At 43.5% G+C, this 12,128-nt stretch carries 14 protein-coding genes and 5 pseudogenes; 12 read left to right on the top strand and 7 right to left on the bottom strand.

Annotation, left to right across the window (positions count from 1 at the left end):
- Nucleotides 1-61: 61 nt before the first annotated feature.
- Both DSM107010_RS31535 and DSM107010_RS43310 read right to left on the bottom strand, forming a co-directional pair.
- Entirely contained in the window at nt 62-667 is a 606-nt protein-coding gene (locus DSM107010_RS31535; RefSeq protein ID WP_106169850.1) for a TRAP transporter small permease subunit, read from the bottom strand.
- 300 nt (nt 668-967) lie between these two features.
- Nucleotides 968-1,291, bottom strand: coding sequence for an ISAs1 family transposase (locus DSM107010_RS43310; protein ID WP_127024829.1), 324 nt, complete (start codon nt 1,289-1,291; stop codon nt 968-970).
- A gap of 467 nt (nt 1,292-1,758) precedes the next feature.
- On the opposite strand from DSM107010_RS43310, the gene DSM107010_RS31525 reads away from it, so the two are divergent.
- The 5 genes from DSM107010_RS31525 (at nt 1,759) to DSM107010_RS40380 (ending at nt 5,099) form a co-directional block, all read left to right on the top strand.
- Nucleotides 1,759-2,073: a hypothetical protein gene (locus DSM107010_RS31525; RefSeq protein WP_106169845.1), complete on the top strand. Its 315-nt coding sequence runs from the start codon at nt 1,759-1,761 to the stop codon at nt 2,071-2,073.
- A gap of 642 nt (nt 2,074-2,715) precedes the next feature.
- Complete coding sequence (locus tag DSM107010_RS31515) at nt 2,716-2,925, top strand: hypothetical protein (RefSeq protein ID WP_127024826.1); 210 nt, start codon at nt 2,716-2,718, stop codon at nt 2,923-2,925.
- The gene (locus DSM107010_RS40390) at nt 2,922-3,794 is read left to right on the top strand and encodes a recombinase family protein (protein WP_199755877.1); all 873 of its coding nucleotides are present in this window, start codon (nt 2,922-2,924) and stop codon (nt 3,792-3,794) included. The genes DSM107010_RS31515 and DSM107010_RS40390 overlap by 4 nt, the downstream gene beginning before the upstream one ends.
- On the top strand, nt 3,788-4,951 hold the full coding sequence (locus DSM107010_RS40385) for a recombinase zinc ribbon domain-containing protein (protein WP_199755876.1): 1,164 nt from the start codon (nt 3,788-3,790) through the stop codon (nt 4,949-4,951). Before DSM107010_RS40390 ends, DSM107010_RS40385 begins: the two co-directional genes overlap by 7 nt.
- Before the next feature lie 4 nt (nt 4,952-4,955).
- Nucleotides 4,956-5,099, top strand: a complete 144-nt coding sequence (locus DSM107010_RS40380; protein WP_199755875.1) for a hypothetical protein — start codon at nt 4,956-4,958, stop codon at nt 5,097-5,099.
- 487 nt (nt 5,100-5,586) lie between these two features.
- Here DSM107010_RS40380 and DSM107010_RS31505 read toward each other — a convergent pair whose 3' ends face one another.
- The 4 genes and pseudogenes from DSM107010_RS31505 to DSM107010_RS43305 all read right to left on the bottom strand — a co-directional run bounded on the left by DSM107010_RS31505 (nt 5,587) and on the right by DSM107010_RS43305 (nt 7,529).
- Nucleotides 5,587-6,630: an IS4 family transposase gene (locus DSM107010_RS31505; RefSeq protein ID WP_241994419.1), complete on the bottom strand. Its 1,044-nt coding sequence runs from the start codon at nt 6,628-6,630 to the stop codon at nt 5,587-5,589.
- Between the two features lie 58 nt (nt 6,631-6,688).
- Entirely contained in the window at nt 6,689-6,760 is a 72-nt protein-coding gene (locus DSM107010_RS42560) for a hypothetical protein (protein WP_422387912.1), read from the bottom strand.
- A 16-nt stretch (nt 6,761-6,776) separates the two neighbouring features.
- A pseudogene (locus tag DSM107010_RS41660) lies at nt 6,777-7,214 on the bottom strand (ISL3 family transposase).
- Between the two features lie 186 nt (nt 7,215-7,400).
- Nucleotides 7,401-7,529: a hypothetical protein gene (locus DSM107010_RS43305; protein ID WP_422387911.1), complete on the bottom strand. Its 129-nt coding sequence runs from the start codon at nt 7,527-7,529 to the stop codon at nt 7,401-7,403.
- A 265-nt stretch (nt 7,530-7,794) separates the two neighbouring features.
- Between DSM107010_RS43305 and DSM107010_RS41655 the strand changes: the two are divergent.
- The 3 genes and pseudogenes from DSM107010_RS41655 to DSM107010_RS40335 all read left to right on the top strand — a co-directional run bounded on the left by DSM107010_RS41655 (nt 7,795) and on the right by DSM107010_RS40335 (nt 10,429).
- Nucleotides 7,795-8,669: pseudogene (locus tag DSM107010_RS41655) on the top strand (IS630 family transposase).
- Between the two features lie 617 nt (nt 8,670-9,286).
- Nucleotides 9,287-9,955, top strand: a complete 669-nt coding sequence (locus DSM107010_RS40340) for a transposase (protein ID WP_199755872.1) — start codon at nt 9,287-9,289, stop codon at nt 9,953-9,955.
- 123 nt (nt 9,956-10,078) lie between these two features.
- The gene (locus tag DSM107010_RS40335) at nt 10,079-10,429 is read left to right on the top strand and encodes a hypothetical protein (protein ID WP_199755871.1); all 351 of its coding nucleotides are present in this window, start codon (nt 10,079-10,081) and stop codon (nt 10,427-10,429) included.
- 11 nt (nt 10,430-10,440) lie between these two features.
- On the opposite strand, the pseudogene DSM107010_RS31485 reads toward DSM107010_RS40335, so the two are convergent.
- Nucleotides 10,441-11,040, bottom strand: a pseudogene (locus tag DSM107010_RS31485) (IS5 family transposase); the annotation flags it as partial.
- On the opposite strand from DSM107010_RS31485, the gene DSM107010_RS40325 reads away from it, so the two are divergent.
- From DSM107010_RS40325 to DSM107010_RS42550, 4 genes and pseudogenes are all read left to right on the top strand, one after another.
- Nucleotides 11,026-11,301 carry a hypothetical protein gene (locus DSM107010_RS40325; protein ID WP_199755879.1) on the top strand — a complete coding sequence of 92 codons (276 nt, stop codon included), beginning with the start codon at nt 11,026-11,028 and terminating at the stop codon, nt 11,299-11,301. The pseudogene DSM107010_RS31485 and the gene DSM107010_RS40325 overlap by 15 nt on opposite strands.
- Nucleotides 11,302-11,336: 35 nt before the next feature.
- Nucleotides 11,337-11,393: pseudogene (locus tag DSM107010_RS43300) on the top strand (hypothetical protein); the annotation flags it as partial.
- Between the two features lie 21 nt (nt 11,394-11,414).
- The gene (locus DSM107010_RS42555; protein ID WP_422387910.1) at nt 11,415-11,936 is read left to right on the top strand and encodes a transposase; all 522 of its coding nucleotides are present in this window, start codon (nt 11,415-11,417) and stop codon (nt 11,934-11,936) included.
- Nucleotides 11,869-12,128: pseudogene (locus DSM107010_RS42550) on the top strand (ISL3 family transposase); the annotation flags it as partial. The gene DSM107010_RS42555 and the pseudogene DSM107010_RS42550, both read left to right, overlap by 68 nt.

Genomic DNA, 12,128 nt, shown 5'->3' with positions numbered 1-12,128 from the left:
AGACGCTTATTTCTCCATAAAAGTATTTGTTCCAGAATATCACTTTAAGCTTGGTATAAATTTAGATGCGTTTGCCCTGAAGCGGTAAGCGATCGGTATCTTCTGGCAAGGTTTGAGCAACCTGCGTGTATCCCTTCAAAATTGCTAGGTACTTAATCGCTTGCGAAATCGCTTGAGCTAGCAACCCGATAAAAGCAACAATCAGCATTGTTTTGATCGGCGATCGCGGCAAACCATCTGCATCTGAAGACACTTCCCAACTGCCCCAGGTTCCATCAGGTAATAGTCCCCATGATTGCAAAACTGGATTGAAACTAACCCAAATTCCTAAAACACAAAAGGGAATCAAGAAAAATACTGTACCCAGAAAATCGACTAGGGCACGGCGTTTTTCGCTCCAGTTTGTATACAGAAAATCAACGCGGACATTCGCGGCTTGTTTCAGGATATAGGGAAAGCCGAAAAAAAACATGAATGAAAACAAATACCATTGCAGTTCGAGCGGCGCATTCGAGGAGAGTTTGAGTCCAATCAGTCTTCCAAGATAACGGGCAGTGACGTTGTAGAACCCAACTGAGATTGTGAGGACGACCATCCAACTGCTTAATCTGCCAATCGTGTTACTGACAGTATCAATAACTTGAGAGAGCTTGAGGAGAGAGCGAATATGGGAAGGATTGAGAGGGAGATGCAAGACTAGATACTTCCATAAGATCAACAAGTTCTGCACATGATAATATCACGCAATTTCGACATAAAAAACGATTTTTGATAAAGTTTCGAAGGTAGCTTATAGCAAAGCTCTACAAGCGATCGCTGGGGATAAATACAAGCAATTGCTATAGTTATTGAGGAGCAAAAATAGCAGAAATATTGATTTAAATTTGTGAATTACGCCAAAGAAAATAACTATCATTTGGTCAAGTCTTTATATAATAAAGTTTTTAGAGTACTTGTCACCCCAGGGCTATTTCATTCTAAAAACTTGTTTGAGAAGATCTAAACCAAAAGAGCATTTTGTCTTAGCGTGAGCCATATTCTTAAACTGATGGGAGCGATAGAGATTAAGAGCAAAATTTCGAGCTAATGCCCAAATTTGAACTAGTGGCGTTGTCCTAATCCTAGATTTATCCTCTCCTTGAGTGACATCCTTGACGTAATGCACCTTGTTTTCGACATTCCAATATCCGCGAAGGCGTCGGTAAAACTCCTTAGTATTTCCTTTCAAACTGGAAATGTAGTACCGAGTTTCAGTCGTCGTTCCTTGTGTAGTTTCACGCGCCGGATTCAACTCGAATTAAAGTGTTCAATCCTGGCCAGGCACGGATACCATCCAGAGAGTGACAAATGCTAAAGCTGCGTTTTTCTAACCGGCCGTGTCCGCGATTAGTTTGTGTGTATTGCTGCTGGTTCTTGAAATTAGTCTTGACTTCTAACAACAACCCAGATTGATTTCCTTTGAGCGCACCAATATAGTGATTCTCACTTTCAACTTTTTCAACTCAATACAGATAGGCGTTTTAGTCTTTGTACAGTATACAGCCAATAAGTAAAGTTAATTTTAATGTGCATAAATTAATTTACACGAGATTTCCAACGATGAGCAAGACGCTTTGATTAGAATCTAAAAAGCATTAAACAAGCATATTGGTGGAATAAAAGCTGAATCGCCTGTGTTGTGAGGCTCAGATTCAGCGTAAGTCATAGATAATCTTTACTTGCGATCGCGAAGAGGAAGTAAAAAAGGAGTAAACTGATATGGAAAGTATAGCAGTTATATCTTGGATTGTTTTAAGTATTATCGCAGCTGCAATCATCAAACGTAATGTTCGCAGTATCTGCGCCACAATTGGAATAAGTCTGTTCGCATCTGCCGGAATAGGTGTCTTGGAAGCAGGTATACTTTCTGCGCTGAGTTTTTTCAACATGGCGATAGCCATTTGCATGGCGGCTGGACTTTTTGGACTTTTGGTAGCACTTCCATTTGCTCCACTTTTCCTAGCGCAATCGATATATGTTCATAAAGATAAGGTAATTAGCCACAAGGAGTATCAAAAGTCGAAGGAAGCGTAATAGGGTAGTGCCTTTAAGAGCTGATTCGTAAATAAAAGCTTAAGCAGCGAATCGCTTCAGCATCAGATGAATCAATGAGCCATAAATCATCGCTTCACTGACTTCGGCGTACAACTCATAATCGAATGGCACTAAGCTAAGCTGAAACGCTCATGGTTCAGGCAGTTTGTAATTGTCTGCGTAACTCACGTCTGGGTTTTTTCATCAAGGGATAAGCCTGAAAACGACGCTTTCTAACTCTGGGTTCAGCCCGACCAGGGCGATTTGGAACTGATTTGTGAACAATAACTTTTAGTAAAGAGCGATAAATTTGGTCACGTTGTGTAGAAGAAGCGGTTAATAATGCGGTAGTAAAAGTCTCCAAATGATGGCGAGCTCCCTGCAAAGATAAGCGCAATGGAGGTGTACCATAAGTAGTACCAGCCGACCACATTAAAGCGCGTAGCAAATTGTAAGCGAGTCAATAAACATAAAGCTCTTTGCGTACCATAGAAGGAGTTTTACAACGCAAAACATCCATTGCCAAAGTTGTTTTTAAATGTTTTAAATTCAGTTCAGTCAACCAGCCACAATGCACCCATAAAGACAAAGTGTTCTAGCTACCCTATTATCAGTATTGAAGGGCTGCTCAGTTTGGTTGAAGTGACCAAAAAACTGCTTGCAGCCCACTCGTCCATCAATGAAGAAGGTGCTGTATGTCAGAGCGACTTGTCCCCCTCCGCCGATAAACAAAGAGAGTGCCTCATTGTGGCTGAAGTTGCCACCTCCCAATCGCAAGCGCTTGCTGTGGCTGCTCAGTCAGATGCTGGAAAGCCAAATGATGTCTACTCATCTAGGGGAGGAGAGCAATGATAAACCACAATCCTGAGAAGTGGGAGTTGCGCTCCGAAAAGATTCTCCCTTACCACTGGGAACGCCTAGCAGTAGTGTATGTTCGGCAGTCAACCTTGCAACAAGTGCTAGATCATCAAGAATCAACTCGGCTCCAATATGGCTTGGTTAATCGAGCACAAGCTTTGGGCTGGAGTGAAGAGCGAGTGCTAGTAATTGATGACGATTTGGGCAAGTCTGGAGCTAGTGTCCAAGGACGAGAAGGCTTCCAGCAATTGGTTGCAGAAGTTGGGCTGAATCATGTAGGGTTGATTCTAGGTGTGGAGATGTCACGGCTGGCACGCTCCTCAAAAGATTGGCACCAGTTGCTAGAGATTTGTGCCTTATTTGGAACGCCGATTGCAGATCTTGATGGGGTCTACGACCCTAGCCAGTACAATGACCGCTTGCTGCTAGGCTTAAAGGGCACCATGAGTGAAGCGGAACTACATATTTTCAAACAACGTATGACTCAGGGCAAGCTTAACAAAGCCCGCCGAGGAGAGTTAAACCTGCCGCTACCCAGTGGCTATGTGCAGCGGGCATCCGGAGAGGTAACGTTTGACCCAGACGAGCAGGTGCAGCAAATCATCAAACTTATCTTCCAGAAGTTTGACGATCTGGGTACCCTTAATGCAGTGTTATGCTACCTGGTACAACATGGCATTCAGTTGGGGATACGCCTGCGCACGGGACCGAGCAAGGGGGAACTGGAGTGGCGCCGCCCGAATCGGATGACACTACAGAACCTGTTAAAGAACCCAGTGTATGCAGGTGCCTATGCTTATGGTCGCCGCCAAATAGACCCACGCAAAAACAAGCGGGACGACCCAGCACTGGGCGTGTGGTGATTGAACCAGAAGATTGGTTAGTGCTACTTAAAGATCGCTTGCCAGCTTATATCTCTTGGGAACAATACCAGCAGAATCTGGCGCAGTTGAAGTCTAACCAGGCGCGTGCGGATGAGTTGGGTGCGGTGCGCCACGGCTCTGCGCTGCTCTCAGGCTTATTGGTCTGTGGTCATTGTAACCGCCGGATGATGGTCCACTATGGACAGAGGCAGCATCACAGCTATCGATGTAGCTGGTTGGCAACTGATTACGGCGGTAAGATCTGTCAGCGAATAGCGGGAAGAGCTGTAGATCGGTTTGTGTGCCAGCAAGTTCTGCTAGCGCTGGAACCCGCTGCTTTAGAGTTATCACTGGAGGCAGCATCGCATCTAGAACGAGAGCGGGCTGACCTCGACCGCTTATGGCAACAGCGTCTAGAACGCGCTGCTTTTGAAACAGAACGGGCGGGGCGGCATTATCGATTGGTTGAGCCAGAGAACCGACTGGTGGCTAGGCAGCTAGCCCAGGAATGGGAAGAGAAATTGGCAGCGCAACAACAACTGCAAGAAGACTACCAGCGCTTTCTCCATAAACAGCCACGGCTACTATCAGTGCAAGAGCACGAGATGATTCGCCAACTAGCCGATAACATTCCTGCCTTATGGCAAGCGACCACTACCACTGATGCACAGCGCAAAGAAATCATCCGGCAGGTGATTGCACGAGTAATAGTTAACGTTGAAGGTGATAGTGAGCAGGTGCAGCTCACTATTGAATGGATTGGGGGTATTCTCACATCAGGAATCATGATTCGACCTGTGGCTAAACTGACTCAGCTGAGTAATTACCCACAGATGTGTGAGCGCATTTGCAGCTTAGTGGCAGAGGGGTTGAGCGCGGAATGTATTGCCCAACACCTACACCAAGAAGGCTACCGTCCACCGAAGCGTCAGGAGAGTTTTGGTAAGCATGGGGTTCTGGATTTGATGCATCGTTTGGGTTTGTGCCCACAGCGTTCTTGTTCTCAGGAGCGAGTTGGTCTGGGGGAAGATGAATGGTGGATTCCAGAGTTAGCACGTCTGCTAGAGATGCCAGATATTACACTATATGCTTGGATTCGACGGGGTTGGGTAAAGGCTTACCAACGGGAGCAACCACCGCGCCGTTGGATTATCTGAGCAGATGAAACGGAAATTGAGCGTTTGCGGCAGCATCGGCAACGTCCGGTTGGTGATACTATCCGTCAATATTGGCGGGGAGAAGTCCCGCCAATTGCAGCTAGCAATCAATCTACGAATTCGCTCTAAGCTAATAAATGCCGTCTAGATCCAGATCTGATTGGAGCGCATTAAGTTGTCTGCCGCTCATTCTGAAATGAGCGGCTTTTTAGTGGACATTTTGTAAGACAATAAAAGCTACTGTAAGACAGTTTAAGTCAACAGTTGTTTTTGTCTTAATTAGAAACTTCTAAAGACTTGATAGTAGAAAACGTTTAAGGTAAGCCTAAGTTAAGTATTGCGGCTGTTAGACAACTTAAGCAAACAGTTGTAACTCGATACAAGTTAGTGTAAGACGATATAAGACAAAATTGGGCATTGAGCATTCATTTACGGTTCCCTGCTTTACTTTAAAGTAGTCAGGAAAGGTATTTGACGCATACCTCCTATTCATGACACTCCTTACTTCGTTGTAGAAGATGTCGACAACGTATGAATGCTTGCTGTGTTTTCCTTTTACAAATGTCACCGAATTTACTCACTAATGCAATAGAATCTGTAAGGAGAACATCCTATGCCACTTACCATTTAGCAATCTATGCCGCATCAGCATAAAACATCACAAGCTTATAGTGGCATTGTGACTGGTTCATCTCAACACTCCAACGTTCACCATACAGTTTGAGAACTTCTAGGGTAGAATAAATTGTTGTATCCAATAAAGTAGTAATTAAACTGACTTGCTGAGTGCGAAAGCCAGGAATGATAATGTAATAGTAAATTTCTCGCACAATCAAGGTAGAGGGTAGAGCAGAAAATTCCGACTCATTTAATCCTTGAGGGCATTTTTTAGGCTTATGCCAAGAAACGAATTTATCGCTTTCTCCAAGGATTTTACCTTTTCGCATAGTTGTTGTTCGAGACTGATGCTTCCGAAATACTGCGTCACAACCCAAATTTTTAATCGCAATTAAATCGGCATAAGCCCAAAAAGCCCGATCTCCTAAAAGTACATCTAAGGGATTGAGAAATTGGTACAACTTTCTAGCAAGCTTTAGGTCGTGAGTATTCAGGACATCGATAGCTAGGGCAACAGCAGCGCCTGTAGCCAAACTAAATATCACACCAATTTTTGCAATTGGAAAACCACACCCTGGCTTTTGGCTACTTGGTTGTGGGTAAGCTTCCTGATTTTCGATACTGTCAGGTATTGATACAGTTGAACCATCTATAACTTTCACATGGCGACCACACCATAAATTCTCAGGCATGACTTTTTCTTCTATTTTTTGTGCCGTCTTACCAAAAAGTTTTTCTAACAGCTTTTCTAGTAGTCTTGAGCGGGCTTGACAGTAAGCACTCGAATCAGTTGAGGGAATTTCTACATCTTCATTCACCAGATAAGCAATGACTCGGCTGACTGCATTGTGACAACTTTTATCGACATCCAAGACCTGAGATAGAAATGCCCATAAAGTCACGAATGGGTCAAATAGTCGGCAACGAAATTTAATTTGTAGCTCATCAATGATTTTCTGGATTTCTGACTCTGGTAACAGTTCTTGGAATGGCAGTCCCAAGCTTTGCGTGAATTTATCCTTGAGGATTTTCACTCGATTTGGCACAGTAGTAATAGTCATATTTGCTTCCAATCATCCATTTCTTTTGGGTCTCCCGATGTGGCGGTGATAAGTTTATCTAATCACCAAGACAAGCTAATAAGCGTGAGCGGAAGTTGTCAAAGTTAGAAAAACCGTATCCTTGTCGCATAATCAGTTTAATTCGGTTATTCATCCCTTCCATGACACCGCGCTTTTGTACGATTCCTAAAATAATTGCATATTCCATCAAGATGGTTCCAGATTGTTTGCACTGATTCACCATAAAATGGTTGTGCTACTTTTAACCATGTTTCCAACTTTCGTCGCCCTGTTTTGACAGTTTTACTTGTCTCATAAATATCTCGGAATTCTTCTTGTAACTGGTAGGCAATTTTTAGACATTCTGATTTTTCCAAAACTTACGCTAACTTCTGTTGTTGTTCAACATCTAAGTCGGCTTGATTATGGAGTAGTAAATAATTGCTGCCACGGTCTTTTATGCCGATTTTCCACGGGAGTTTATTCAATTCTTGAGTGACTGCTTTCATCACATGGAATCGGTCAAAAACTAAACTTGCATTCGGATAAACTTGAGTAATTACTTTCGGGAATCCACCCCACATGTCTACACTGACTTCTTCAACTGCCTGTCGTACCTCAAGCGGTTGCTGCACGACTCACTTCAATGATATCAATTGAGCAGTGTGAATCAATCACTTCTAACAGCACACTGCGGTCAATATCACTGACAACAGTGACAAAATCTTGCTGCCCCTTACGCATACTAATTTCATCTATGCTGATACGTTTTACCTCAACTGAATTGTTTTTTTCTCTCTCGTATGAACATGGTCAAATATCCCTTTGATCTCGTCATAGCTCATTCCTTCTTCTCGCCCCATCTGTTCTAGACTCGATTGCTGCACCCGCTGATAGATTTGTTCTTCGTATCGTCGCGTATGTCGTCGTCGCCAATCGATAAAGTCTAAGCTCTCGGTACTGTATCGCGCTCCACTGGGTGCAGTAAAATTGACGACGTGGTACTTTCAAATAAACTACTCGACCAAAGCTAGGTAAATCACGTACCAACATCGGACGATTTTGATGCACTTGTTGGGTGTAATTACCACAATGAAGACAGCTTATATAGCACTCGAAGTATAAGTTAGGACATAATAGAGTCGGAGTGAATCGGAGCAAAAAATGCCAGCCCCCTACAGCTATGACTTGAGAAGAAAAGTCATTGAGGCAATAGATAGTGGCATAGGAAAAACCCAAGCTAGTAAAATCTTTAAAATTAGTCGTAATACCATCAATTTGTGGCTGCACAAAAGAGAAGAAACAGGAGATGATCGAGCGCCTGTGGGATACCAGCGAGGCTATGGGGCGAAAATTACCAATCTAGAAGACTTTAAAGAGTTTGCTCGAAAACATGGAAGTCAGACTCACGCATGAAATGGCTCAAGCGTGGCACTTAGAAATCAGTGACAGAACTATTGGTAAAGCCTAAAGAAAATTGGATTTACTAGAAAAAAAAACTTACAGGTATCGAGAAAGAGATGAAGAAAAAAGACAAGAATTTATCGAAAAAATTGAGCGAAAGAAACCAGAGGAGCGAGTATATATAGATGAGTCAGGGATAGATAATCGAGATGACTACAGCTACGGCTGGAATGAAAAAGGACAAAGACTTTATGACTTAAAATCGGGAAAAAGAAGCATTAGAGTCAGTATTATTAGTGGTTTATGTCAAGGAAAACTGTTAGCTCCGTTCACCTTTGAAGGAGCTTGTAACCTGTCGGTTAGTTTTTGAGCAGTGGTTATCCGAAAAACTACTGCCACACTTAAAACCAGGACAGACTGTAATTTTAGACAATGCAACTTTTCATAAATCCGAGAAAATTCGAGAATTAATCAAATCGGCACAATGTGAAATCCAATACTTACCACCATTATCTCCAGATTTAAATGAGATTGAGCATTACTAGTTTCCGATTAAAAATCGAGTCAGAAAGTCTCAAGGAACTATTGAAGACTTTCGCGAACGAGTAGATACATCTGTCAGTTTAGCGTCCTAATCTATACTTCGAATGCTATACCGCTTGCCAAAATCTCTAATGATAGGCAGATATTTCCCTCAACTTGAGTACAAGTGGAAACGCTAACCCCAGGCAGGTTTAGCAAGTAGTCCAGATGGAAGTTCATCGATTAAGCTGTATTGAAAAATACATTTTACACCAGAAACTCGGAAGAACCTTTCTTTTTTACCGGAGTTGGAAGTTTTTTCTACATCCAGAACAATTTTTTAGTGGTTATCTGCATCACCGCTGTGTCAACAATAAGACTGCTTGTCCAATGCTGCTCTTAATTTCTTCACCCCAACAAGCAAGCCATTCTGCCCAAGTCCTTATCCTTCAAGAATTTCGCCTTATCTTAGTGCCATTCAACTCATAATCCTTGCTCAAACGTCGAAAACGATTGAGCCATCCAAAAGTCCGCTCGACTTGAGGGGGCGACAACCAGGATGAAAGCAAAATAGGCTCTTAGGTTCCAGCCGCAAATCCCCTTGAAAAAATAGAGAGAAAGAGGGAGCTTGTTGAAAATAAACTCTTTAGATAGAAAAAAACTACCACTGGATATCCGTTTAATGGTAAAAAAGAACGGTCTCGTAAAATTAACAAGACCGGATTAATAAATGCTGCCGACATTTTATCAAACATTGCTGGAAAAATACCTGACGCCCTCACAACTAATAACTCTGAAAATGCTGGTGTGGTTGCTACAACAACAAAAGCAAGTGAGGATAGAAAGACTGGCGGCAGCCTTACCTTTACCGATCCAACAGAACAGTCGGCGGCGACATTTGCAGAGATTTTTAAGTCTGAATGCTTTGAGCGTAGTCCTGCTGTGGTTTCCCCTGATTGAAGAGATTCTCAAAAGACATTTTCAACCCCAGTCACAACTGATTATTGCGCTGGATAGAACGCAGTGGAAAGAAAACAATGTGTTGATGGTTAGTGCAATTTATCAAAGAAGGGCGTTGCCAATATTTTGGCTGTTGCTGGAGAAAGATGGCAGCAGCAATCTTACAGAGCAACAAAAAGTGTTACGTCCAGTAATTCGGTTATTAAGAAAGTATAATTTAGTTGTACTAGGGGATAGAGAATTTCATAGCGTAGAACTAGCATATTGGTTGCAAAAACAGCAAGTTAACTTCGTGTTACGTCAAAAACAGGACACTACATTTCGCCAACAAAGACAAAAGTTTCAACCATTAAGTAGTATTGCTATTTATCCAGGCATCCGGCAATTCTACACTGATATCAACCTCACCCAAAAAAAGGATTTGGTCGCTTCAATTTAGCCGTGTACTGGAAAAGAAAGTATCGCGGGAAGCAAGCTTGTTGAGGCTTGGTATTTATTAACCAATCTCTCCGACTTAAAAACTGCAATTCATATATATAGTCAAAGGTTTGGCATTGAAGCCATGTTCCGTGATTGTAAGAGTGGCGGTTACAACTTGGAGGGTTCTAAAGCTTCACCAGATAGACTTGTGCGGTTAATTCTATTAATTGCTATATCTTTAACTTCTGCATGGTTGCAAGGGCAAAGAACTCTTTTACAGAGACAACAACCTGATGTTTGTCGTCCTCAAGAAAAAGGTAGATCACGCAAAAGACATAGTAGTTTTTGGATAGGCTTATACGGACAAAACTGGATAGTTGCTTTTCATAAGTGTCAGGAATGGGTTGAAGAATTCATTGGTTCCATTCGCAATAAGCAAGGATTTTATCAAAGGGGTTTAAGGTCTATGACGCTTATACAGCAAGCCCTCTAGCTTCATTGTCGCCCCCTGAACCGCTCGACAATCCAACGCTTAGGTAATCGTTCAAATGTCTTCGATGTGCGTTCGATCACCTCTACGCGAACTTGTTCTCCACAAACTTGCTTTACCGCCTGAGCAAAGTTTTCTCCCGAATAACCAGAGTCTACCCAAACAACTTCAAGGCGGGACAATTCTTTAGCAGCCTCATGCAACACGACTACAGCCCCTAAACGTTCTGAAGCGTTAGCTTCGGTCACTAAAACCCTAATCAACAAGCCTTGAGAGTCTACGACGATATGGCGCTTACGCCCTTTAACCTTTTTGCCACCATCGAAACCGTAGACCACCCTTTTTTTTCGGTTGTCTTCACCGCTACTCGAATCAGCAATTGCAACAGTAGAGTGTTCGTCTCGTCCTAGCTTCTGCCTCAGTTGATGGCGCACATTGTCGTGAATTTGTTGCCAGATGCCTTTGCGCTGCTATTTCTGGAAGTAGCCATAGACAGTAGTGTAAGGAGGTAGGTCATGCGGCAGCATTTCCCACTGACAACCAGTGCGTTGAACATAAAAAATGGCATTGAGAATTTCTCGAAAATCTACTGATACCGGATGTCCAAAGCCTTTGTGCAAAATTTCACAAACTTCGGGCTCATCCCAGCTTTTGGTGATCCAGTAATTTATGCAGGTGAAGCCAGATTCTATTTTGCTCAACTTGCCAATAAGAACGGCTCATCCCAGCTTTTGGTGATCCTATGGCAGGATCGAGATATCTACCTTCAAGAAATTAATCAGGTTTGGAATTCCTTCAGCATCTTCTACCCGATCCAACACACCTTCAACTCGATACTTGGGAGCTCGAGCGTGCAACTGGACACCTCAGCTTAACAGTTTCCTCAACACAAATCAGTGTTCCATGCCCAGTGTGTCAGGGATTGACTTCACGAGTGCATAGTCGTTACGAACGCACACTGCAAGACTTACCCTGTGTCAACTACAGTATGTCTTTGCGGCTCCTGGTGCGCAAGTTCTTCTGCATCAATACAGGCTGTAGCCGCCGCATCTTCACGGAGCGACTGCCTACCGTAACTGCTCCCTGGGCACGCCGAACCTATCGATTAGCCCAACGATTAATCGCTACTGGCTTAGCACTTGGAGGTGCGGCTGGAGAGCGATTGAGCCACCAATGGAGCAGTGGTGTCAGCGACAGCACTCTTTTGTCCCTCCTGTCCAAACAAGCATTACCGCCGATTGCACCCGTTAAGACTGTGGGGGTGGATGATTTTGCATTTCGCAAAGGGCAAAATTATGGCACGATTCTGGTAGATTTAGATCGGCATCGTCCTATTGCACTGCTCGAAGACCGAGAGGCAAACACCTTAGCCGAATGGCTCCAGCAGCATCCAGGTGTACAAGTGCGGTTCAAGCGATCGTTCCAAGTCATACAAACAGGGCATGACACAAGGGGCACCCGATGCGATTCAAGTCGCCGACCGATTCCATCTGCTGCAAAATTTAGCTGAGATATTGGAGCGTTTTTTTGCCACGCGCAGCCAGGCGCTAAAAGCGGTAGATCTCGCTTATCACCGTACCCTCAGTGCGATGGTTGTTGCACCATCCAAACCATCTATAACTACTCAACAAGCACAACAGCGTCGTGAAAGGCGGCTGGCTAACTACGAGCAAGTCCACAAACTACGGCAACAAGGCTTCAA

Origin of the sequence: Chroococcidiopsis cubana SAG 39.79, assembly GCF_003991895.1 — a bacterium.
Taxonomy (GTDB): domain Bacteria; phylum Cyanobacteriota; class Cyanobacteriia; order Cyanobacteriales; family Chroococcidiopsidaceae; genus Chroococcidiopsis; species Chroococcidiopsis thermalis.
The sequence above is the reverse complement of the archived record's forward strand: the minus strand, read 5'-3'. Positions and strand labels throughout refer to the sequence as shown.

Bases quoted from the DNA above. Each gene is read 5' to 3' on its own strand.
- DSM107010_RS40325 (WP_199755879.1), top strand. From the start codon at position 11,026: ATGTCCAAAGCCTTTGTGCAAAATTTCACAAACTTCGGGCTCATCCCA.
- DSM107010_RS42555 (WP_422387910.1), top strand. From the start codon at position 11,415: ATGTCTTTGCGGCTCCTGGTGCGCAAGTTCTTCTGCATCAATACAGGC.
- DSM107010_RS31505 (WP_241994419.1), bottom strand. From the start codon at position 6,630: ATGACTATTACTACTGTGCCAAATCGAGTGAAAATCCTCAAGGATAAA.
- DSM107010_RS40340 (WP_199755872.1), top strand. From the start codon at position 9,287: ATGCTGCCGACATTTTATCAAACATTGCTGGAAAAATACCTGACGCCC.
- DSM107010_RS31525 (WP_106169845.1), top strand. From the start codon at position 1,759: ATGGAAAGTATAGCAGTTATATCTTGGATTGTTTTAAGTATTATCGCA.
- DSM107010_RS40380 (WP_199755875.1), top strand. From the start codon at position 4,956: ATGAAACGGAAATTGAGCGTTTGCGGCAGCATCGGCAACGTCCGGTTG.
- DSM107010_RS40335 (WP_199755871.1), top strand. From the start codon at position 10,079: ATGTTCCGTGATTGTAAGAGTGGCGGTTACAACTTGGAGGGTTCTAAA.
- DSM107010_RS40390 (WP_199755877.1), top strand. From the start codon at position 2,922: ATGATAAACCACAATCCTGAGAAGTGGGAGTTGCGCTCCGAAAAGATT.